At 65.3% G+C, this 21,119-nt stretch carries 18 protein-coding genes; 12 read left to right on the top strand and 6 right to left on the bottom strand.

Going from position 1 to position 21,119, the window contains the following annotated elements:
• Positions 1-107 precede the first annotated feature (107 nt).
• Positions 108-3,524 (top strand): alpha/beta fold hydrolase, encoded by a 3,417-nt coding sequence (locus OKW29_RS10980; RefSeq protein WP_429291062.1) that lies wholly within the window; start codon positions 108-110, stop codon positions 3,522-3,524.
• Positions 3,525-3,836: 312 nt separating this feature from the next.
• A complete protein-coding gene (locus OKW29_RS10975; protein ID WP_429291061.1) occupies positions 3,837-4,010 on the top strand; it encodes a hypothetical protein in 174 nt (57 codons plus the stop codon).
• 18 nt (positions 4,011-4,028) lie between these two features.
• Here the strand turns inward: OKW29_RS10975 and OKW29_RS10970 are convergent, their stop codons facing one another.
• Both OKW29_RS10970 and OKW29_RS10965 read right to left on the bottom strand, forming a co-directional pair.
• Entirely contained in the window at positions 4,029-5,471 is a 1,443-nt protein-coding gene (locus tag OKW29_RS10970) for an FAD-binding oxidoreductase (protein WP_429291060.1), read from the bottom strand.
• Between the two features lie 11 nt (positions 5,472-5,482).
• Entirely contained in the window at positions 5,483-6,457 is a 975-nt protein-coding gene (locus OKW29_RS10965) for an isopenicillin N synthase family dioxygenase (protein WP_184068401.1), read from the bottom strand.
• A gap of 239 nt (positions 6,458-6,696) precedes the next feature.
• On the opposite strand from OKW29_RS10965, the gene OKW29_RS10960 reads away from it, so the two are divergent.
• From OKW29_RS10960 to hutC (OKW29_RS10940), 5 genes are all read left to right on the top strand, one after another.
• Complete coding sequence (locus tag OKW29_RS10960) at positions 6,697-7,524, top strand: transporter substrate-binding domain-containing protein (protein WP_090806118.1); 828 nt, start codon at positions 6,697-6,699, stop codon at positions 7,522-7,524.
• Between the two features lie 88 nt (positions 7,525-7,612).
• Complete coding sequence (locus OKW29_RS10955) at positions 7,613-8,263, top strand: amino acid ABC transporter permease (RefSeq protein WP_176105687.1); 651 nt, start codon at positions 7,613-7,615, stop codon at positions 8,261-8,263.
• Between the two features lie 28 nt (positions 8,264-8,291).
• Positions 8,292-8,954: an amino acid ABC transporter permease gene (locus OKW29_RS10950; RefSeq protein ID WP_187629814.1), complete on the top strand. Its 663-nt coding sequence runs from the start codon at positions 8,292-8,294 to the stop codon at positions 8,952-8,954.
• A 13-nt stretch (positions 8,955-8,967) separates the two neighbouring features.
• A complete protein-coding gene (locus OKW29_RS10945) occupies positions 8,968-9,855 on the top strand; it encodes an amino acid ABC transporter ATP-binding protein (RefSeq protein WP_429291059.1) in 888 nt (295 codons plus the stop codon).
• Positions 9,852-10,664 carry a histidine utilization repressor gene (gene hutC, locus OKW29_RS10940; protein WP_429291058.1) on the top strand — a complete coding sequence of 271 codons (813 nt, stop codon included), beginning with the start codon at positions 9,852-9,854 and terminating at the stop codon, positions 10,662-10,664. Before OKW29_RS10945 ends, hutC (OKW29_RS10940) begins: the two co-directional genes overlap by 4 nt.
• A gap of 20 nt (positions 10,665-10,684) precedes the next feature.
• Here hutC (OKW29_RS10940) and hutC (OKW29_RS10935) read toward each other — a convergent pair whose 3' ends face one another.
• From hutC (OKW29_RS10935) to OKW29_RS10920, 4 genes are all read right to left on the bottom strand, one after another.
• Complete coding sequence (gene hutC, locus OKW29_RS10935; RefSeq protein WP_429291057.1) at positions 10,685-11,470, bottom strand: histidine utilization repressor; 786 nt, start codon at positions 11,468-11,470, stop codon at positions 10,685-10,687.
• Positions 11,471-11,581: 111 nt separating this feature from the next.
• Positions 11,582-12,262 carry a methyltransferase family protein gene (locus OKW29_RS10930; protein WP_429292484.1) on the bottom strand — a complete coding sequence of 227 codons (681 nt, stop codon included), beginning with the start codon at positions 12,260-12,262 and terminating at the stop codon, positions 11,582-11,584.
• 23 nt (positions 12,263-12,285) lie between these two features.
• Positions 12,286-13,122 carry an arylamine N-acetyltransferase family protein gene (locus OKW29_RS10925; protein ID WP_184069145.1) on the bottom strand — a complete coding sequence of 279 codons (837 nt, stop codon included), beginning with the start codon at positions 13,120-13,122 and terminating at the stop codon, positions 12,286-12,288.
• Positions 13,123-13,213: 91 nt separating this feature from the next.
• Positions 13,214-13,891 (bottom strand): hypothetical protein, encoded by a 678-nt coding sequence (locus tag OKW29_RS10920; RefSeq protein WP_184038604.1) that lies wholly within the window; start codon positions 13,889-13,891, stop codon positions 13,214-13,216.
• 329 nt (positions 13,892-14,220) lie between these two features.
• On the opposite strand from OKW29_RS10920, the gene OKW29_RS10915 reads away from it, so the two are divergent.
• The 5 genes from OKW29_RS10915 to OKW29_RS10895 all read left to right on the top strand — a co-directional run bounded on the left by OKW29_RS10915 (position 14,221) and on the right by OKW29_RS10895 (position 21,075).
• Positions 14,221-15,744 (top strand): carbohydrate porin, encoded by a 1,524-nt coding sequence (locus tag OKW29_RS10915; RefSeq protein WP_429291056.1) that lies wholly within the window; start codon positions 14,221-14,223, stop codon positions 15,742-15,744.
• Between the two features lie 181 nt (positions 15,745-15,925).
• The gene (locus OKW29_RS10910; RefSeq protein WP_429292483.1) at positions 15,926-17,020 is read left to right on the top strand and encodes a hypothetical protein; all 1,095 of its coding nucleotides are present in this window, start codon (positions 15,926-15,928) and stop codon (positions 17,018-17,020) included.
• A gap of 33 nt (positions 17,021-17,053) precedes the next feature.
• Positions 17,054-18,367: an iron uptake transporter deferrochelatase/peroxidase subunit gene (gene efeB / locus OKW29_RS10905; protein ID WP_429291055.1), complete on the top strand. Its 1,314-nt coding sequence runs from the start codon at positions 17,054-17,056 to the stop codon at positions 18,365-18,367.
• 71 nt (positions 18,368-18,438) lie between these two features.
• Positions 18,439-19,470, top strand: a complete 1,032-nt coding sequence (locus OKW29_RS10900) for an iron ABC transporter substrate-binding protein (RefSeq protein ID WP_429291054.1) — start codon at positions 18,439-18,441, stop codon at positions 19,468-19,470.
• Positions 19,471-21,075, top strand: a complete 1,605-nt coding sequence (locus OKW29_RS10895; protein WP_429291053.1) for an ABC transporter permease — start codon at positions 19,471-19,473, stop codon at positions 21,073-21,075.
• The last annotated feature ends 44 nt before the right edge of the window (positions 21,076-21,119 follow it).

The following is a 21,119-nucleotide window of genomic DNA, read 5'->3' as shown; positions in this document are numbered from 1 at the left end:
TTTGCGCCGATATTCCGCCTACGATAAAAAAGCTCCCGCAGCACGCCGTCTTTGTTCCGAAGTCGAGCTTCCATTCCCCGCATCCGATTCCAGACGAGGTGGTCCTGATGAACCGCTTATCGAGCGCGCCAACCGCGCTGCAACGGCATTACGAGGTGGTCGTGATCGGCTCGGGCTACGGCGGCGCGATCGCCGCGAGCCGTATGGCGCGCGCGGGCCGTCGCGTGTGCGTGCTCGAGCGCGGCCGCGAATTCATGGCCGGCGAGTATCCGCGCACGCCCGTGCAGGGCGCCGAGCAGATCCAGTACAACACGGCCGAGGCGCAGATCGGTTCGCCGCTCGCGCTGCTCGAAGTGCACGTAAATGAAGACGTCAACGCGGTGGTGGGCTGTGGGCTCGGCGGGACGTCTCTGATCAATGCGAACGTAGCGCTCGAGGCCGATCCGCGCCTGTGGGACGACCCGCGCTGGCCGGCCGCGCTGCGCGCCGACCAGGCCGGACGCGACGACGGCTATGCGCTCGCCTGGAAAATGCTGTCACCGTCGCCGGTGCCCGACGACTTCCCGCCGCTGCCGAAGCTGCAGGCGCTCGAAAAATCGGCGCAGGCGCTCGGCATGGCCGACCGCTTCAGCCGTCCGCCGATCACGGTCACGTTCAAGGACGGTCCGAACGCGGCGGGCGTCGAGCAGCAGCGCTGCGTCGGTTGCGGCGATTGCAACTCCGGTTGCAACTACGACGCGAAGAATTCGACCCACATGAACTATCTGCCCGACGCGGTCGCCCACGGCGCGCAGATTTTCACCGGCACGGCCGTGCATTCGGTGCTGCGCGATCCCGACACGCAGCAATGGAAGGTCAACTTCCAGCTCGTGAAGCTCGGCCGCGAAAGCTACGACGCCCCCGATCTGTTCGTGCTGGCCGACATCGTCATCGTCGCGGCTGGCACGATCGGCTCGACCGCGCTGCTGCTGCGCTCGCGCGACGCGGGCTTGAGCACGTCGGAGATGCTCGGCCAGCATTTCACCGGCAACGGCGACGTGCTCGCCTTCGCGTACAACACCGGGGACACGATCAACGGCGTCGGCTGGGGCGAGCACAAGCCGGGGCAGATTCCGCCGGTCGGGCCGACCATCACCGGCCTGATCGACAATCGCGCCGACGGGAAAAACGTCAAGGATGGCTATGTGATCGAGGAAGGCTCGCTGGCCGGTGCGGTCGGCGAGGCGCTCGTCGGCATGCTCGGCGCGGTCGCGCCGCTCGAAGGCGTGGATGCGGCTGGAGCCCCGTCGCTGCTCGAGCGCATGAGTTATGACGCGCGTGCGCTCGAAAGCCTGATCCGCGGCCCGTACCACGGTGCGATGAATCACACGCAAAGCTACCTCGTGATGGCGCACGACGACGAAAGCGGCCGCATCACGGTCGGCGACAAAGGCCGTGCGCGCATCGAATGGAAAAACGCGGGACGCCAGCCGATCTTCCAGAGCATCGAGAACGTGCTGATCGAGGCGACCAAACCGCTCGGCGGCAAATATCTGCGCAACCCGATTTCGACGAAGATCGCCGGCCGGCACACCGTCACCGTGCATCCGCTCGGCGGCTGCGGCATGGGCGAGGACGCCGCGCATGGCGTGGTCGATCATCTGGGCCGCGTGTTCACCGGCACGGCCGGCGTCGCGGTGCACGACGGCCTCTACGTGATGGACGGCGCGGTGATGCCGATGTCGCTCGGCGTCAATCCGCTCCTGACCATCTCCGCGCTCGCAGAGCGCAATTGCGCGCTACTGGCCAAAGCGCACGCCTGGTCGATCGACTACATGTCGAAGGGCACCGCCGCCGCGCCGCCCGCACAGAAGATCGGCCTGCGCTTCACCGAGACGATGGTCGGCACCTACACGCCCAGCGTGGCGGGCGAAGCCGCGAAGAGCCCGATCGAATTCACGCTGACGGTCGAGTCCGACGATCTCGCCGACATGCTGAGCAACCCGAATCACCTCGCGCGCACCGCCGGCACACTGACCTGCCCCGCCCTGTCCGCCCAACCGCTGACGATCAGCGACGGCACCTTCAACCTGTTCGTCGTCGACGAATCCGACGTCGACGAACGCAACATGAACTACCGGATGACGCTCGACGCGGTCGAAGGCAACACCTGGTATCTGACCGGCAAGAAGATCATCACGCGCACGTCGCCGATCAACCTGTGGGAGCAGACCAACACGCTGTATGCGGAGATTCGCGCCGCGGCGCAGGACGATGCGCCCGTCGTCGGCACCGCGACGCTGATCATCACGCCCGAAAACTTCCTGAAGCAGCAGCGCACGCTCGAAGTCACACACGCGCCCGACCTGAAGACGCGCCTCGAATGGACGCTGAAGTTCGGCAAGTTCTTCGCGGGCGTGCTGTTCACCGAATACGGCGGCGTGGCCGCGCCGCTGCAGTTCTACGATCCATACATACCGCCGCGCGCGAAACGCACGCTGCGCGCGCCGGCGCCGCAGGTCACGTACTTCGACACACCTGACCGCACGCGGCTCAAGCTCACGCGCTACTGCGATCCGGCCGCGGGCAAAGCCGCGAAGCCGATCCTGCTGATCCACGGCTCGGGCGTATCGAGCCGCATCTTCTCGACCGATCTGATACCGACCAACCTCGTCGAATATCTGTACGCGTCGGGCTACGACGTGTGGCTCGTCGATCTGCGCGTCAGCATCGAACTGCCGAGCGTGCTCGTGCCGACCAACGTCGACAAAGTCGCGCGCGAGGACATTCCCGCCGCCGTCGCGAAGATTCGCGAAGTGACCGGCGCGCCGAACATTCAGGTACTCGGCCACTGCCTGGGCGGCCTCGCGCTCAGCATGTCGCTTCTCCATGGACTCGACGGCGTGCGCTCGGCGGTGATTTCGCAGGTGTCCGCGCATCCGGTGCCGGGCACGTTGCAACGGATCAAGGCCGGCTTGCATATTCCCGACCTGATGCAGCATCTGCGCATACGCGAGCTCACCGCCTATACGCAGGAAGATTCGTGGCCCGCGAACCTGTTCGACGAAGCGCTGCGTCTCTATCCGCTCGATCACGGCGAGGGCTGCGGCAATCCGATCTGTCATCGCGCGACGTTCCTGTATGGCCTGCTCTACGAGCACGACAAGCTGAACGAGGCGCTGCATGCGAACCTGCAGGAACTGTTCGGCATTCACGACATGGCCGTGTTCCAGCATCTGGCCACGATGGTGCGCGCGGGCCAGGTCGTCGATGCGCGCGGCGACGACGTGTATCTGACCGGCGCGGACGGCATGAAAGGACTCGAGGGCATGCGTTTGCCGATCGGCTTCATTCACGGCGAGAAGAACGAAACCTATCTGCCGGTCAGCACCGCGCGCACTTACGACCTGCTGCGCGAGCGCTTCCCCGAGCAGCCGTACGAGCGGCATCTGATCCCGGGGTATGGGCATATCGACTGCATCTTCGGCAAGAACGCGGCGGTCGATGTTTATCCGTTGATCGTCGGCTATCTGAATGCGCATTGACACGGCTGCATTGCCGATGCGCCACGCATTCGGGCAATAAAGCCGGGCATAAAACAAGAGATTTTGATAAAAGCCGGCGTGTCGCAATATTGCGTGGATTTGTTCGACCATTACCTCAAAATCACGAGGCGCGATTAATACCTTAGTATCGACCCTGTCGTAAAGGCGAGGCGCAAAGTTCAGGGCTACACGCTTACGGATGGATCGAGGTAACGACAATTGGCGACACTTGCCCGTAGACTTTGCAAGCTGTTTCTTTTTTTGGCTTTGTTTTTGTTACCGGTGCGATATGTCCACACGTACCCATCACCCATGACGCTGGAGCAGCAGCAAATATTGATCGAAATCTCCGATAAGCTCGGAGTGGCCGATTATGAACTGCTTTACATCGCCGCAATGACGGCCATAGATCTGATTGTGGCGATCGTTCTTTATGTGCTGATCGTGAAAATATGGTGGACTTGCACGCGAGGGAGAAGTCGTTGATTTGCTTCTCATCGAAACTCAGAACAGCTTGCCCGGATTCAAAATGCCGTGCGGATCGAGCGCACGCTTGATCGCGACCATCGCGGCAAGCTCGGCCGGCGAGCGCGAAATCGGCAGGAACTCGCGCTTCAGCGAACCGATGCCATGCTCCGCCGACACCGACCCGCGCAACGGCCTCAGCATCTCGTAGACGAACGCATAAACCGCGTGATGATCGACGCCGGGGATCGAATGACCATCGACGGTCAGATGCAGATTCGAATCGCCGATATGCCCGAAGAAATACGCTTCGTTGCCGGGCCAGCGCTGATCGAGCGCCGCGCGGCAACGGTCGACGAACGTGCCGATCTCGCCGATCGGCAGACTCACGTCGAAGTTGATCGGATCGAGCTTGATCGGAAACTCCGCGGTGCATTCGCGGATCGCCCATAGCGCGCGCGCATCGGCGACCGATTGCGCGATCACCGCGTCGCGCAGCGCGCCCGCTTGCAGCGCATCGGTCAGCGCCTGGGCGAAACGTTCCCCAGCGTCGTCGGCATCGAAGCCCGCGTGTTCGATCAGCGCATAGAGCGGATGCGCGGCGTCGAACGGCGAGCGCGCGCCGGTCAGCTTCACGCCGAAATCGTAGAAGTCCGGCCACATGATCTCGAACGCGCCGATGTCGTTGCCGAAGCGCGTCGCGAGACGGCGCAACAGGCTCACCGCGGCATCGTAATCGTCGAGCGCGACGAGCGCCGTATGACGCGCCGCACGTCGCGGATGCAGCCGCAACACCGCGCGCGTGATCACGCCGAGCGTGCCCTCCGACCCGATGAACCAGTGCTTCAGGTCATAGCCGGTGTTGTTCTTGACCATCTTGCCGAGCGAACTGAGCACGTCGCCATTGGCGAGTACCACTTCGAGCCCGAGCACCTGGTCGCGCGCGGTGCCGGACTGGATCACGCGATTGCCGCCCGCGTTGGTCGCGAGATTGCCGCCGATCTGGCATGAGCCGCGCGCGCCGAGGTCGAGCGCGAGTTCGAAGCCCGCGGCTTCGGCGGCTTCCTGCGCGGCCTGTAACGTGGTGCCGGCACGTACGGTCAGCGTGGCCGACGCGGTGTCGAGTTCTTCGACGCCGGCCAGACGTTCGAGCGACAACGCGATATCGTTGGCGCGCGCGATCGCGCCGCCCGCGAGTCCGGTCATACCGCCTTGCGGCACCACCGGCTGATGCGCGGCGTGGCAGATCGCGAGCGCACGCGATACTTCGTCGGTCGTGCGCGGCATCAGCAGCGCCGCCGGACGCGTCGGCTCGCGGCGCGTCCAGTCCGTCAGCGCGCGTTCGCCGATCTGCTCGCCGACGCGCACCGCGTCGACGCCGAGCGCGGCGCGCAAGGCCTCGAGTGTGGTCGCGAGCGGTGCGGTTGCGGTCTGGGTTGCGGTCTGGGTCGTCTTGTCGTCGGTGATGCTCGGTTCTGTCATGCAGGAGGTCCTTACTGTGCGGTAGCGGCGAGTTTCTTGCGATAGCCCATCGAGTCGTTGATGCGGCCGAGGATATAGTCGCCCGCGGCGACCGGCTGATATTTGCTTTGCGCGTCGCTCGCGCCGAGCTCACGCGGATCGACGAGCGCGCCGTAGGTCGGATCGTAGAACGTCGCGATCGAATAGCGCTCGCGCCCCGATGCATTGATCACGCGATGCAGCGTCGAGCGGAAGCGGTCGTTGGTCCAGCGCGCGAGCAGATCGCCGACGTTCACGACGAAGCTGCCTTCGACGGGCGGCGCCTCGACCCACGTATCGTTGGCGATTTCGCGCACCTGCAGGCCGCCGACCTGATCCTGCCACAGCAATGTGATGCAGCCGTAGTCGGTGTGCGGCGCGACGCCGAACTGATCTTCGCCCGACTGCGGCGGCTGCGGCGGGTAGTAGACCATTTGCGTGCGCTGCATGCGCTTCGTGTAGCGCGGCGCGAAGAAATTTTCTTCGATGCCGAGACTCACCGCGACCGCGCGCAGCAGATCGGCCCCGCACGCGCCGACCGCCTCGTAATAGTCATACAGCACCGGCCGCAACCCGGGCATGAAGTCCGGCCAATTGTTCGGCCCGCGTAGTGCCTGGCCCGCCAGCACGTCGGGATCGTCTTCCGGCAGTTCGAGGCCGATGCTGAAGAACTCCTTGTAATCGGGCCGCTTCGCCTGATACATCGTCGCGTCGCCAAGCGCATTGAAGCCGCGATGCCGATGATTGACCGCCGCGCGTCGTTTCGTGTCGACCGGAAACGCGAAGAAAGTGCGCGCGGCCTGCGCGGCGGCATCGATCTTCGCTTGCGGCACGCCGTGATTGACGATGTAGAAAAAACCGATCGTCGTACAGGCTTCATGAATTTCCTTCGCGACGCGTCGGAGCGCCTGCTGATCGCCCGCGCGCACGCCGGCGACATCGATGATCGGAATGCGGGTCACGGCCATCGCGCGGCTCCTTCGAGGATCGGTATTGCAGTGGTATATACCGCCAAAAGCAGCGCCGCAAGTTGCTTCGCACGCCTCGAGATCAGGGCTTTTCTCTACTCAAGCGAGCATTTATTTTTCGCCGGAAACGCGGTATATACTGCCCAGCGAAGCCCGCATCGCGCCGCCGGCGCGGCGGGTCTGGAACGAACACTTCGACACGCCGGCGACCCAACACCAATTCGCCCCCGGAGAACCCCATGCGTATCCTTGCAGGCTGGAAATGTCGTCTGGTCATGCTGGCGCTGTGCGCGGCAAGCGTCGCCGCGCACGCCGAAGACCAGCTCGCCAAAGTGAAGAAAGCCGGCGAACTGGTGGTCGGCACTGAAATGCAGTTCGCGCCATTCGACTTTCTCGAGAACGGTCAGCAAGCCGGCTTCAACAAGGAGCTGTTCGCGCAGATCGGCAAGGAAATCGGCGTCAAGGTGCGCTTCATCGATCTGCCGTGGCCGAGTGTGCTGCCCGGTCTCGAAGCGGGCAAGTTCGATATGGTCGGTGGCCCGCTGACGGTCACGAAGGCGCGCATGGAACGCTACACGTACACGCTGCCCGTCGCCGATGCGACCGACGCGCTGCTCAAGCGCGCGAACGATGCGTCGATCAAGCAATCGTCGGATATCGCGGGCAAGACGGTCGGCGCGGGCAAAGGCACCGCGCAGCTGGACCAGCTGAAGAGCTATGCGGCCACGCTGCCGAAGCAGCCTGAAATCCGCGAGTACGTCGACAACAATCAGGCTTACGCGGACCTCGCGGCGGGCCGCATCGCCGCGGCAGCGAACTCGATGACCAACATCGCGTATGTCGCGAAGCAGCGCCCCGAGATGTTCGCGGTCGTGCAGCCGCCGTTCGGCGCGAAGGTGTACTTCGCGTATGCATTGCGTAAGGACGCCGACAGCAAACCGCTCGCCGACGCGTTCAACGCAGCGCTCGTGAAGATGCAGAAGGATGGCCGCCTCGCCGCGTTGCAGAAAAAGTGGTTCGGTGTCGCGATGGAGATGCCGTCCACGATGCCCACGCCGAACTACTGAGCGTCTTCAACGTGGGCGTCCCGCGTCGTGCAATCGTTTCGCCGTCGCGCGGCGCGCGTCGCCCTTCCCCTTCCATCGGCCGCGACCCATGTTCAACACGACCGTCTTCGTTCAGGGCCTGCCGCTGCTGCTGCATGCGGCGCTCGCCACCGTCGGCATTTCGCTGACGGGGCTCGTGATCGGATTCTTCGTCGGCATCGGCGTGTGCACCGCGCGGCTGTCGCAGCATCGCGCCGCGCGCCTCGCGGGCGGCGCCTACGTGTTCTTCTTTCGCGGCGTGCCGATGCTCGTGCAGCTGCTGCTCGTGTACTACCTGCTGCCGTTCGCCGGCATCAACGTGTCGCCGATCGTCGCCGCGATCAGCGCGGTATCGTTGTGCTCGGCCTCGTACATCGCGGAGATTCTGCGCGGCGGTTTTCTGAGCATTCCGCCCGGACATCTCGAAGCCGCGCGCATGCTCGGGCTTTCCCCGCTCGATACGCTGCGGCGCATTCTGGTGCCGCAAGCATTCCGTTTGACGCTGCCGTCGCTCGTCAACGAAATGGTGCTGCTGATCAAGGCTTCTTCGCTGATCTCGGTGGTCGGCGTCGCCGAGTTGACGCGCACCGCGCAGAACATCGCCGCGAGCACTTACCGGCCGCTCGAAGCGTATGTCGCGGCCGGGCTCATCTACTTCGTGATCTGCGGTTCGCTCGCGCTGGTCGCGCATGCGGCCGAACACCGTTTGCAGCACGCCTGAATCGACTCACGTTTAAGCGAACCTCGCCATGCAAACTTTCGACCCGACCGTCATCACGCACAACCTGCAGCCGATCGCCGCCGGCCTCGCGACGACGCTCGCCAGCTGGGCCGCGGGCGTCGCGATCGGTCTCGCGATCGGCTTCCTGATCGCGGTGCTGCAACTGTTCTGCGGACGCTGGCTGCGCGCCGTGTTGCGTGTCTACATCGAGTTGCTGCGCGGCACGCCGTTTCTCGTGCAGCTGTTTCTGCTGTACTACGCTGGCCCGTCCATCGGTCTCACGCTCGAACCGATGACGGCCGGCATCGTCGGCCTCGGTCTCTACGGCAGCGCGTATTTCGCCGAGGCGTTCCGCTCCGGCTTCCAGTCGGTGCCCAAAGGCCATCTCGAAGCGGCGGCGTGTCTCGGACTCACGCGCTGGCAGGCGATCCTGCGCATCCAGGCGCCGCAGATGCTGGTGCTGATCGTACCCGCGCTGACCAATCTGATCATCGTGTTGAGCAAGGAAACGGCAGTGCTGTCGATCGTCACGGTGCCCGAACTGACGTTCGTGCTGACCGGCATCGGCTCGGCCACCTTCGCTTTCGTCGAAACCCTGCTGGTGCTGTGCGTGTGCTATCTCGCTCTAGTCGAGCTGACCTCGCGCGCGGGCATGTGGGCCGAAGCCCGCCTCGCACGCTTCATGGCATGATTCCGGAACACCTATGAACGCCATCGCCGACATGTCCTCCCCCGCGCAATCTTCCGCGCCGTCCGCCAGCGCAACGGCGAACGCATCGAATGCCGCGCCGCTGATCGAGGTGCGCGATCTGCGCAAACGCTTCGGCGATGTCGAGGTGCTGCGCGGCGTCGATCTCGAGATCGCGCGCTCGGAAGTGGTCTGCATCATCGGGCCGTCGGGCTCGGGCAAGAGCACGCTGCTGCGCTGCCTCGCCGCGCTCGAAACCTACGATCACGGCGACGTGCGCATCGAAGGCGAGCTGCTCGGCTACGCCGAGCGCAACGGCAAACGCGTGCGCGCCTCGCTAGGCGAGATCAACCGCGTGCGCCGCAACGTCGGCATGGTGTTCCAGCAGTTCAACCTGTGGCCGCACATGACCGCGCTCGGCAACGTGATGGAGGCGCTGCTGCGCGTGCGGCGCCTGTCGCACGATGAAGCGCGCCGCCGCGCGAGCGCGATGCTGGAGACGGTCGGCCTCTCGCACAAGGGCGACGCGTATCCGGCGAAACTGTCGGGCGGTCAACAGCAACGCGTCGCGATTGCGCGCGCACTCGCGATGGAGCCGCACATCATGCTGTTCGACGAACCGACGTCGGCGCTCGATCCGGAGCTGGTCGGCGAGGTGCTGCAGGTGATGAAGCAACTCGCGCGCGACGGCATGACGATGGCCGTGGTCACGCACGAAATGGGTTTTGCCGCGCAGGTCGCCGACAAGGTCGTATTCATCGATCAAGGCCGCATCGCCGTGCAGGGCAAACCGCGCGACGTGTTTCACGATGCCGCGCAGCCGCGTCTGCGACAGTTTCTGCAAAACTACTTCGACCGCAATGCGTTCTGGACGCGCGGCCGCGACGACACCCCGCCCCTATGAGCGCCGCCGTTCGAAACAAGCCTCATGGCAAATCGTCCGCCAGCGCGGCCAGCGCCGCGGCCAAAATCGCGCGCGGCAGCGACGAAGCGCCGGCCGCGCGCTACGAGCAGGTCAAACAGCACATTCGCCAGATCATCGGCTCGGGCGAACGCCAGGCGGGCGACCGTCTGCCTTCGGAGCTCGACCTCGTCGCGACGCTCGGCGTCTCGCGCATGACGGTCAACCGCGCGCTGCGCGAACTCGCCGACGCGGGGCTCGTCACGCGCCTATCGGGCGTCGGTACTTTCGTCGCGCCGAACAAGCCGCAGTCCACGCTATTGATGATCGCCCATATCGGCGACGAGATCCGCTCGCGCGGCCACGCTTATCGCTGCGATATGGTGCTGTTGCAGCGCGAGACCGCGTCGGTCACGGTGTCGAACGCCTTGGGGCTGGCGCCGGGCGCTTCGGTGTTTCATGTGATCTGCGTGCATCGCGAGAACGGTCTGCCGGTGCAGCTAGAAGATCGCTATGTGAATCCGGCGGTCGCGCCGGATTTTCTGCAGCACGATTTCTCGGCGCTGAAGCCGTCCGAGTATCTGCTGACGGTCGTGCCGATGCACGATCTCGAACACGTGGTCGACGCGGCGCTGCCGACGCCTGCCGAAGCAGAGCTGCTCGAAATTCACGCCGAAGAACCGTGCCTGACGCTGACGCGCCGCACATGGACGGGCGGCGTCGCCGTGACGTTCGCGCGTTTCGTGCATCCGGGTTCGCGCTACCGGCTCGGCTGCCGTTTTTCGCCGAAGACCTCGCAGCGCCAGGGATAAAGCGCGCTTCAGCAACCGTACTAGACGGTCCCCGCCAGATGAAAACGCGACGCCGGATGCCATAGCCGCACCGACGTCGCAACGTTCTCGCCGACCCACGTGCGCCGCCACAGCAGCAGACACGGCTCGCCGATATCCATCATCAGATGACGCCGCACATGGGCGTCGGGCTTTTGCGCGTAGATGCGAAACTCGGCGCGCTGCACGGGCGCGAGCCGCACCATGTAGTGATTCGGCGTTTCGACCGAGAAGTCCTGCTGCAGATATTCAGGGAACACCTTCGGATTGACGAAGCGGTCCTCGTACTGGATCGGCTCGCCCTCCTCGCTGTGCACGATGCACGAATGAAACGCGGGACCGTTCGCGAGACCGAGCGCTTCGAGCGCGTCGGCGTCGTCGCTCGGTTCGAGCGTCAGCACGCGCGCCGAATGACGATGACCGCGCGCGGCGATTTCATCGGCGATATTGCGGATCTCCAGCACCGTCGATTCATACCGCTGCGGCGCGACGAAGGTGCCCGAGCCTTGCACGCGCGTGAGCACGCGCCCGGCGGTCAGCTCGCGCAGCGCGCGCGACACCGTCATGCGCGCGACGCCGAACTCCTTGACCAGTTCCGTTTCGGAAGGGATCAGCCCGCCCGGCTTCCATGCGCCTTCGCTGATGCGCTGAAGCACGTAGCGTTTGATCTGCTCGTAGGCGGGCATCGCCTTGACCGGCGTGTCGCGATCGCGATCGCGTTCAGCGGAATGCTGTTTCTGCTCGGCCTGTGCGGCGGGCGCCATACGCGCCTGTGTCGTTGTTTTCACTCCAAACCTCATCGGTGGTTCGCCGGTGGTACATGAGGTACACCGTGGCCGGTTCTCCGACGGCCGGGCCCAATCTTACCCGGTTCGACGCTGGGAGACGGCTGGAACGCGCTACCAGATAAACGGCACGAAACGGTAACGCACACGAGCCATGTATTGGGTGTAGCCGTCGAGTTGCCCGGCGAGCAGCCGCTCCTCGCGCACCGCGCGCCAGCCCATCCCGTACGCCATCACGGGCAGCGCCACGAGCCCCCACCACGAGCCGAGCATCAACGGCGTGCCGACGAAGAACACCAGCGCGGCCGCGTACATCGGATGACGGACGTACGCGTAGGGCCCGGTGTCGGCGACCTTGTGCCCGCGGCTCGACTGAATCTTGACCACCGGTGCGGCATAGCTGTTCGCGCGAAACACGAACCGGCACATGAAGATGCACAGGAACACGCACAACGCGCCGAGGCCCATGAGCCACGACGGCAGCGGCGCGGACCAGCGAAACCGCATCGCGTCGAAACCCATCAGGATCAGCCAGACGCACCACGCGGCCCCGATCGCGGCCATGAACACACGATCCCAGCGGCTCTGCTGCGCCTGCACGAACGGCGCGAGCCGCTCCGCGAGCAGCGCGGGATCATGACGCGCGAGCCACAAGCCGAGCCACAGGCTCAATACCGCCAGCTCGAACAGATACCACCACGCTGCCGGCCACGCGAGCGTGCCGGCCGCGCCGAACAGCAGCACGCCCATGAAAACCAGCCACGCCAGCGATTGCAGGATCAGACGTGCGACCATCGCGGCTCCCTCGAGCGGTCGGCTCATGCGGCCTCATCGCGCGTGCGCACGCGCTCGAACACGTCGGCGATATCGATGTCCTCCAGATTCAAGCCGAAACGCTCACGCAGACAGTCGGCGAGTTCGGCGGCGCTCGCGAGGCGCCGTTCGTTGACGATCTGCCCTCGTGCGTCGCGCTCGTTGAACTGATCGTTGAATAGCGCCAGGCGCAGTTCGGGCAACACGCGGCACGCCAGCAGGTTATGAACGAACTTCGAGTCCGGTGACGTCGAGGTGTACCAGTTCGAGGTTTCGTAGTCGATCCACTCGACTGCGCGCAGATCGACGTGATAAACGCGGGTCCAGCTCTCGTCCGGCGCCAGCACCTCGAGATAGACGGTGTCGCGCCCCGCGTCGGCGAGACGGAACGTGCCGAGCGGAATCGGCTGCGCGAGGCCGGCGGTCAGCCGCAGCGGCGCGGTCAGCGTCACGGCGCCGAAGCCGACGTCGGCGATCCATGCGTCGCCGTCGATATCGACGCGCAGCACCATATGCGTGCGCGGCGAGATCGTGCCGGGCTCGCGGCCCCACACGACGCGCGCAAGCATCGGCGTGACCCTGAAGCCGAGTTGCATCAGCACGTTCGCGAACAGAATGTTCTGCTCGAAGCAGTAGCCACCGCGCTTTTCGGTCACGAGCTTGCGTTCGACGGCTTCGAGCTCGAGCCTGACGGGCCGGCGCGTCAACGGGTTCAGGTTCTCGAACGGGATCGCGGCGGGATGGAGCCGGTGAATCGCCCGCAGCACGTCGAGCGTGGCGGCGCGCGGGCCCTGATAGCCGATCCGGGCGAAGTAGTTTTCCAGATTGATGGTGTGGGACATCGGCGGAATTCCGGTTGGACTGCGGGTTCCACGCGATCATAGCGGCTTTCGGCGCTGAATCGACCGCGCGCGGGACGAAGCAAAAACGCGCCTACAAGCCCTTCAACGCCGACGTCGCGATCGACGGCACCGTAATGCCGTGGCTCGATGCGAACTGCACGGCCGAGCTCAGCGTCGACATCAGCGACTGCAACTGCCCCGGCGCCGACTGCGCGATATACGAAGCGCTTTGCGCGGTCTGCGGATTGAGGCCCGATTGCAGCAGCGACGACGGACTCATCTGACCGAGGCTGCCGAGCCCCGACTGCAAGCTCGAATACTGGCTCACACCCTTGCCGAGCGACGACAGACCTTGCGTGAACGCTTCCTTGTTGACCGGCGTCGCAGACGCGCCGCCACTTGCATGATTCGCGAACGCATCGGTCAGCTTCTGCGACAGCGACTGCTGGGTGCTGCCGACCTGCGTCAACTGACTGACCGACGGCGTGCCGCCGCTGAGCAGCCCCGCCGCCTGCTGCGCCTGGCCGGCGGCACTCGTCATGCCCATCGCCGACGCGAGGCTCGACTGTCCGCTCAGCACCTGCTGGTTCGCGCCCACGTAACTCTGCAGCAACTGCGACACGCCGCCCGACGACGCCCCGGCACCCGCCGCGCTATCGCCGCCCCCGCCGATGCCGAACTGCTTCAGATTCAACTGCGCGTGCGCTGCGCCGCCCAGCAACAGACCACCACTCATCAGCAACGAAACCAGAAGAATGCGCTTGCCCATCTCTACCTCCTTACTTTGACTTTCGGGGTGACTCGTGCGCTTCGACACCTCGCCGTTTCGCACGTTCGGCCTGACTACATCAATACGTTTTCATTACGCGCTAATGAATATCTGTTTACGTCCTCATAAAGTTTAGGCGCAGTCCGTAAATCCGGGAATTACATGCCAGTAATCTTGTTGCGAATCGTTCTCATTTGAGTTGACTGCCGCAATACGCCTGCGTACGATCACGCCATCAGCCGCTTTGGCAGCCTGGGACAACACGCGGTGTCACGCCAGGCAGTCGCAGATTGATCACATCGATCGAAACAACACTCATAAGGATTTCGATGAAGTTCGCCCAACTCAATGGATCGCGTGCCAATGCGCGTCCGGTTTGCGACGCTTGCGCAGGTCCCGGCGCAACTCATCGTACGCGTTTGCCTTCGATGCGGCGCGTCGCACTGTGCACGGCCTTCGCGTGTGCCTCGTTGACCGGCCACGCGGCGCTGGCCGAAGCCAATCCCGATGCGAACCCGGAAGCGCCCGAGGCCGACCTGAACATTCAGGCGACGCAGACCAACCAGTGGACGGGCCTCTGGAACCGCCAGCAATTGCTCGGCGACATGGGCGGCCTGCGTCCGTGGCTCGGCAAGTACGGCATGACCTTCACGCTGACCGAAACCAGCGAAGTGCTGGCCAATCTGCGCGGCGGTCTCGCGCGCGGCGTCAACTACGACGGCGTGACCACCGCTACCTTGCAGATGGATACGCAAAAGGCGTTCGGCCTGCCGGGCGGCCTCTTCAACGTCAGCGCACTGCAAATTCACGGCGCGAACCTGAGCGCGAACAAGCTCGGCACGTTGAATACCGCGAGCGGCATCGAGGCCGACGACGCGACGCGTCTGTGGGAGCTCTGGTATCAGCAGTCGTTCCTGAACAAACGCGTGGACGTGAAGATCGGTCAGCAGAGTCTCGACCAGGAATTCATCACGAGCACGTATGCGGCCCTGTTCCTCAACACGATGTTCGGCTGGCCCGCGCTGCCCTCGTACGACATGCCGTCGGGCGGTCCCGCCTATCCGCTCGCGGGTCTCGGCGTGCGCGTGCGCGGCCAGATCACCCCTTCGTTGACCGCGCTTGCCGGCGTGTATTCGGGCGACCCGCTCGGCAACGACCCGGACAACATGAGCGGCACGAACTTCAACCTGCATAACGGCGCGTTGTGGATCGGCGAGTTGCAGTACTCGATCAACCAGCCGGCCGAAGGCGAAATGGTCGGCATGGGCGGCCGCGGTCTGCCGGGCACCTACAAGCTCGGCGTCTGGTACAACACCAACAAGTTCGCCGATCAGCGCTACGACAACATGGGGCTGTCGCTCGCGAATCCGGCGTCGACCGGCATTCCGGTGAATCACAGCGGCAACTACAGCTTCTATGCGGTCGCCGATCAGATGGTGTGGCACCCCGACTCCGACGAACCACGCAGTCTCGGCGTGTTTGCGCGCGTGATGGGCGCGCCGGGCGACCGCAACCTCGTGCAAGTCGCGGCCAACCTCGGCGTCGTGCTGAAGGCGCCGTTCAAGGGCCGTGACAACGACAGCGCCGGTCTCGCGCTGACCTACATCAAGGTCGGCAGTCACGTGAACGGACTCGACAAGGACTTCCTGGCATTCAACGGCAGCCCCTACGGCGTGCGCACCAGCGAAACCACGCTCGAGGCGACCTACCAATATCAGGTCAATCCGTGGTGGCAGTTGCAGGCCGACGCGCAATACACGTTCAACGCCGGTGCGGGCCAGAACCCCAACGACCCGACGCAGCCGCTGCGCAACACCTTCGTCGTCGGCGTGCGGACCAATATCAACTTCTGACACCGCCCGCCGCGCGCTTTCATCCTCGCAAGCACATGCCACCCCACGCAACCGGACCAGCACTTCCCATGTTTTCTATCGTCGCCGCCACTCCCGCTTGGTGCATCCGCACGGAGGCCCAATCGTGAATCAACTCACGCGCAAGCTTGCGGCGCGCGCCGCGCGAGCCCTGCTCGCCGCGATGGCCGGCGCCGCCGCTCTCACGATGGCCGCCAGCGCGCAGGCCGAGCCGCAAGGCTTCCTTGAAACGATCAAGCGTCACACGACGCTGATCAACACCGTGCCGGATAACGGCGACCAGAATCCGTACGCGCTCGTGGTCGCGCCGGTCAGCGCGGGCACCGTGAAGAAAGGCGACGTGCTGGTCGGCAACTTCAACAACTCGACGAACCTGCAGGGCACCGGCAGCACGATCATCGACTATCACCCGGACACCAGACAGATGACGCTGTTCGCGACCGTGCCGCTCGATCTGGAGGAATGCCCGGGCGGCATCGGCCTGTCGACCGCGATGACGATGCTGAAGTCGGGCTGGGTGATCGTCGGCAGCACGCCGAGCAACGACGGCACGACCGGCACCAAGGGCGCTGGCTGCCTGATCGTGATCGACCCGCAAGGCAAGATCGCGTCGACGATCTCGACGCCGAACATCAACGATCCGTGGGGCAACATGGCGGTCGTCGACAACGGCACGAGCGCAACGCTGTTCGTCAGCAACGCGGGCTTCGGCGTCGGCGACGCGCAAGGCAATCCGCCCGTGTTCAAGCAGGCCACCGTGCTGCGCCTCGACCTCGACGTGCCGGCAGGCAAGCCGCCCGTCGTGAAGCAGGAAACCGTGATCGGCAGCGGCTTCGGCGCGCAGGCCGACAAGGGCGTGTTCCTCGTCGGGCCGACCGGCCTCGCGCTGTCGGCCGATCAGAAGCTGCTGTACGTGTCCGATGCGATCGGCAACCGCATCACCGAGATCGACGATCCGCTCACGCGCGACAGCAGCGCGGGCGTCGGCCGTCAGTTGACCGCCGACGGCCTGCTGCATCGTCCGCTCGCGATGGTCACCGCGCCCAATGGCCACCTGCTGGTGACCAACGCATTGAACGGCCAGGTCGTCGAGATCGATCCGGCGACCGGCAAGCAGCTGTACGCACGCTGGATCGATACCGACAAGGCGCAATCGCCCCCCGGCAACGGCGACCTGTTCGGTATCGCGATGACGCCGGAAGGCGACGGCTTCTACTACGTCGAAGACGACGTGAACACGCTGGTGCTCGCGAAGTAGGCGGCACCCAGGTTTCAGGAAGGTGAACTGGCCATGACAAACGATCACCCCCCACGGCCGTCACGACGCGGCTTCCTGAAGGCGGGGGGCGCGGCGGTCGCCGCCGGCGCGAGTCTCGGCGCAGGCCTCGCGAGCTCGCCGCCCGCGCTCGCGAAGGCGCCCGCGCATAGCGCCCAGAACGCCGATCCGCAGTTCGCGGCCGAGCCGTTCTACGGTCCGCATCAAGGCGGCATCGTCACGCCGCAGCAGAGCCACACCTACGTCGCCGCGCTCGAGCTGACCACCGACAAGCGCGACGAAGTGATCGCCCTGCTGCGCACGTGGACCGAAGCAGCCGCGCGCCTGGCGCAAGGCGGCACGGCCTTCGCGCTGCCCGCCGGCGACGACGGCGGCGACCGGGCCGCCCCCGATTCCGGCGACGTTCTGGGCCTCGGCCCGAACGGTCTGACGATCACGTTCGGCTTCGGCCCCAGCCTCTTCACGAAGGACGGCAAGGACCGCTACGGGCTCGCGTCGCGTCGCCCCGCCGCGCTCGTCGATTTGCCGCGCTTCAACGGCGATCAGCTGATCAAGGAGAAGACCGGCGGCGACCTGTTCATCCAGGCGTGCGCGAACGACGCGCAGGTTGCGTTTCACGCGGTACGCCAACTGACGCGCCGTGCCTACGGCGTCGCGGCGATGCGCTGGGGCCAGGCGGGTTTCCTGTCCGGTCCGCGCGCTCAGACGCCGCGCAACCTGATGGGCTTCAAGGACGGCACCAACAATCCGGCGACCGCGAAGCCTGAGCTGATGAACCAGTTCGTGTGGGCTCGCGCCACCGACGACGCGCCGTGGATGGAAGGCGGCACCTACACGGTCGTGCGCCGCATCCGCATCACGCTCGAACACTGGGACAACACCGAGCTCGGTTTCCAGGAACAGGTGTTCGGCCGCCACAAGTACAGCGGCGCGCCGATCGGCAGCAAGCATGAATTCGACGCGGTGGATCTGAAGGCCGAGGACAAGGACGGTAACCCGGTGATCCCCGAGAACTCGCACGTGCGTCTGTCGAATCCGGCGAGCAACAACGGCGCGCAGATTCTGCGCCGCTCGTATTCGTACAACGAAGGCACGAACTTCTATATCGAGCGCTGGCCGCCGTGGCGCCAGGAAACCGAGTACGACGCGGGGCTGATTTTCATCGCGCACCAGAGCGACCCGCGCACCGGCTTCATCCCGATCAACGACCGGCTCGCGAAGTTCGACATGATGAACCAGTTCACGACTCACGTCGGCAGCGCGATTTTCGTCGTGCCGCCGGGCGCGAAGCCGGGTTCGTATGTCGGCGCGGGGCTGTTCGAGACGTGATGCAGCAAATGAAGCACGCCGGGCGTGCAGCGCCTGGCTCACTCAACACAATCAAAACGGACTTCTGCAACATGGCTCATTCATGGTTTGCCACCCGTCTACGCGCGCTCGGCAGCATGGCTGCGCTGTCGCTCACCGCGCTCGCGACGATGCCGTCGGCGGCTCACTCGGCGTCGATCACGCTGTACAACGCGCAGCACGAGCAGGTCGTCAATCTGCTCGCAAAGGACTTCGAAAAGCAGTCGGGCATCTCGGTGAAAGTGCGCAACGGCGAAGGCCCGGCGCTCGCCGCGCAGATCGTCGCGGAAGGCGCGGCGTCGCCCGCTGACGTGTACTTCACGGAGAACTCGCCGGAGCTGATGCTGCTCGAGGAAAAGGGTCTGCTCGCGAAGGTCGACGAAGCGACGCTCCGCGCGGTGCCGGCACGTTTCAATTCGCCGAGCGGTGTATGGGTCGCCGTGACCGCGCGCGAGAGCGTGCTCGCATACAACACGACGAAGCTGCAGCCGTCGCAACTGCCGCAATCGGTGTTCGACCTCGCGAAGCCTGAATGGAAAGGCAAGGTCGGCATCGCGCCGAGCGACGCCGACTTCCTGCCACTCGTGAGCGCGGTGCTGGCCCTGAAGGGTGAAAAGCAGACGCTCGCGTGGCTGAAGGGTCTCAAAGCCAACGCGCAGATCTTCGACGATGACGAAGGCGTGGTCGCTGCGGTCAATCGCGGCGGGGTCGCGGCCGGTCTGATCAACAACTACTACTGGTCGCGTCTGCATGCGGAAATCGGCGATGCGAAAACCCGCAGCGCGATCTATCACTTCGGCCACGGCGACGCCGGCGCGCTCGTCAACGTATCGGGCGCGGGCGTGCTGAAGTCCGCGCACAACGCGGACGGCGCGCAGAAGTTTCTCGCCTATCTGGTCAGCGAACGCGCACAGCAGCTGATGGCCAACAGCCACGTGATGTTCGAATATCCGCTGCATGCGGGTGTCGCGCCGGACCCGATCCTCAAGCCGTTTGCCGAACTGACTCCGCCCACGCTGACGATCCAGCAGCTCGGCGACGATAGCCAGGCCGGCAAGCTGCTACGTCAGGCAGGCCTGCTGTAAATGAGCGAAGCACTGTCAGCCGGTCCGCCGGCTGTCCCCCCAGCCCCGGCGCGCGGGCGGACGCGCGCGCCGCGCGGCCTTTTTGCGGCGGCAGCACTCAGCGCTTTGCTGGTGCTGCTGCCGATTGGGTTTACGTTCTGGCGCGCGGCGAGCTTCGGGATCGGCGATGCGCTCGATCTGATCTGGCGGCCGCTCGTCGGCGAGCTGCTCGTCAATACGGCGTTGATCACCGTCACGACTACCCTCGTTTGCGCGGTGATCGGCACGGCCGCCGCGTGGTTCGTCGAGCGCACGCATCTTCCCGGACGGCGCGCGTGGGCCGTGCTGTGCGCCGCGCCGCTCGCGATGCCGGCCTTCATTTCGAGCTATGCGTGGGTGTCCTTGAGCGAGGACTTGCAGGACTTCAACGGCGCGTTGCTGGTCTTGACCTGCGCGTATTTTCCGCTCGTCTATCTGCCGGTCGCCGCCGCGCTGCGCGGCATGGACCCGGCACTCGAAGAAAGCGCGCGCGCGCTCGGCTGCAACCGCTGGACGAGTTTCGCGCGCGTCGTGCTGCCGCAACTGCGGCCGGCGCTGCTGGGCGGCATGCTGCTCGTCGCGCTCGGCGTGCTATCGGAATTCGGCGCGTTCACGCTGCTGCGCTTTCATACGTTCACCACGCAGATCTACGCGGAATATCGCACCAGCTTCGACGGCGGCGGTGCATCGCTGCTCGCGTGTCTGCTGATCGTGATCTGCCTCGTCGTGCTTGCGTTCGAGTTTCGCGTGCGCGGTGCAGCGCGCTATGAGCGCGTCGATCGCGGCACGCGCCGCGCGGTGTTGCGCTACGAGCTCGGCGGGTGGCGCTGGCTCGTCGTCGCGGGCTTTGCGCTGCTGACGCTTGCGACGCTCGGCGTACCGCTCGGCATGATCGGCTTCTGGCTCACGCAGCCGGGCGCGGCCGCCGTGACGCCCGCCGACGTATCGCCCGAACTGCTGTGGAACGCGACGTGTTCGTCGCTGGGTTTCGGCCTCGCGGCCGCCGCGCTGACCACGTTGCTCGTGGTGCCGCTCGCGTTTCTGCTGGTGCGTTATCCGACGCGTTTCGCGACGCTGTTCGAGCGCACCGTGTTTCTCGCGCAGGGCGTGCCGGGGCTCGTGATTGCGCTCGCGATCGTCTCGCTCGCCGTGCATGCGCTGCAGCCGCTCTATGAAAGTGCGACGCTGCTGATCGTCGCCTACGCGATCCTGTTCATGCCGGTCGCGCTCGTCAGCGTGCGCGCGGCATTCATGCAGGCGCAGCCGCGCCTCGAGGAAACCGCGCGCGCGCTCGGCCTTGACTGGACGCAGACGCTCGTGCGCGTCGTGCTGCCGCTCGCGGGCCCCGGGCTCGGAGCTGCCGCGGCGATGGTGTTCATCTCGGTCGTCACCGAACTGAACGCGACGCTGCTGCTGTCGCCGCTCGACACGCAAACGCTGGCGACCCAGGTGTGGGCCGACACGTCGACGATGGCGTTCGCCGCGGCCGCGCCGTATGCGGCGCTGCTGACCGGCATCTCGCTGTGCGCGTCGGGGCTGCTGTTCGCGCTGCTCGGCCGCTCGGCGCTGCTCGGCGAGCGCGGCTGACACGCGCCGGCTTTTTCATCGCTGCTTTTGTTCGACTACTTCGG

This window comes from Paraburkholderia sp. CI3 (assembly GCF_050436505.1).
GTDB lineage: Bacteria > Pseudomonadota > Gammaproteobacteria > Burkholderiales > Burkholderiaceae > Paraburkholderia > Paraburkholderia tuberum.
This window is presented reverse-complemented; position numbering and strand designations above follow the sequence as displayed.

Coding starts and splice junctions, on each gene's coding strand:
- OKW29_RS10930 (WP_429292484.1), bottom strand. CDS start 12,262: ATGGTCGCACGTCTGATCCTGCAATCGCTGGCGTGGCTGGTTTTCATG.
- efeB (WP_429291055.1), top strand. CDS start 17,054: ATGACAAACGATCACCCCCCACGGCCGTCACGACGCGGCTTCCTGAAG.
- OKW29_RS10965 (WP_184068401.1), bottom strand. CDS start 6,457: ATGGCCGTGACCCGCATTCCGATCATCGATGTCGCCGGCGTGCGCGCG.
- OKW29_RS10945 (WP_429291059.1), top strand. CDS start 8,968: ATGAACGCCATCGCCGACATGTCCTCCCCCGCGCAATCTTCCGCGCCG.
- OKW29_RS10970 (WP_429291060.1), bottom strand. CDS start 5,471: ATGACAGAACCGAGCATCACCGACGACAAGACGACCCAGACCGCAACC.
- OKW29_RS10955 (WP_176105687.1), top strand. CDS start 7,613: ATGTTCAACACGACCGTCTTCGTTCAGGGCCTGCCGCTGCTGCTGCAT.
- OKW29_RS10895 (WP_429291053.1), top strand. CDS start 19,471: ATGAGCGAAGCACTGTCAGCCGGTCCGCCGGCTGTCCCCCCAGCCCCG.
- OKW29_RS10910 (WP_429292483.1), top strand. CDS start 15,926: ATGGCCGGCGCCGCCGCTCTCACGATGGCCGCCAGCGCGCAGGCCGAG.
- OKW29_RS10980 (WP_429291062.1), top strand. CDS start 108: ATGAACCGCTTATCGAGCGCGCCAACCGCGCTGCAACGGCATTACGAG.
- OKW29_RS10960 (WP_090806118.1), top strand. CDS start 6,697: ATGCGTATCCTTGCAGGCTGGAAATGTCGTCTGGTCATGCTGGCGCTG.
- OKW29_RS10920 (WP_184038604.1), bottom strand. CDS start 13,891: ATGGGCAAGCGCATTCTTCTGGTTTCGTTGCTGATGAGTGGTGGTCTG.
- OKW29_RS10915 (WP_429291056.1), top strand. CDS start 14,221: ATGAAGTTCGCCCAACTCAATGGATCGCGTGCCAATGCGCGTCCGGTT.
- hutC (WP_429291058.1), top strand. CDS start 9,852: ATGAGCGCCGCCGTTCGAAACAAGCCTCATGGCAAATCGTCCGCCAGC.
- OKW29_RS10975 (WP_429291061.1), top strand. CDS start 3,837: ATGACGCTGGAGCAGCAGCAAATATTGATCGAAATCTCCGATAAGCTC.
- OKW29_RS10950 (WP_187629814.1), top strand. CDS start 8,292: ATGCAAACTTTCGACCCGACCGTCATCACGCACAACCTGCAGCCGATC.
- OKW29_RS10900 (WP_429291054.1), top strand. CDS start 18,439: ATGGCTCATTCATGGTTTGCCACCCGTCTACGCGCGCTCGGCAGCATG.
- OKW29_RS10925 (WP_184069145.1), bottom strand. CDS start 13,122: ATGTCCCACACCATCAATCTGGAAAACTACTTCGCCCGGATCGGCTAT.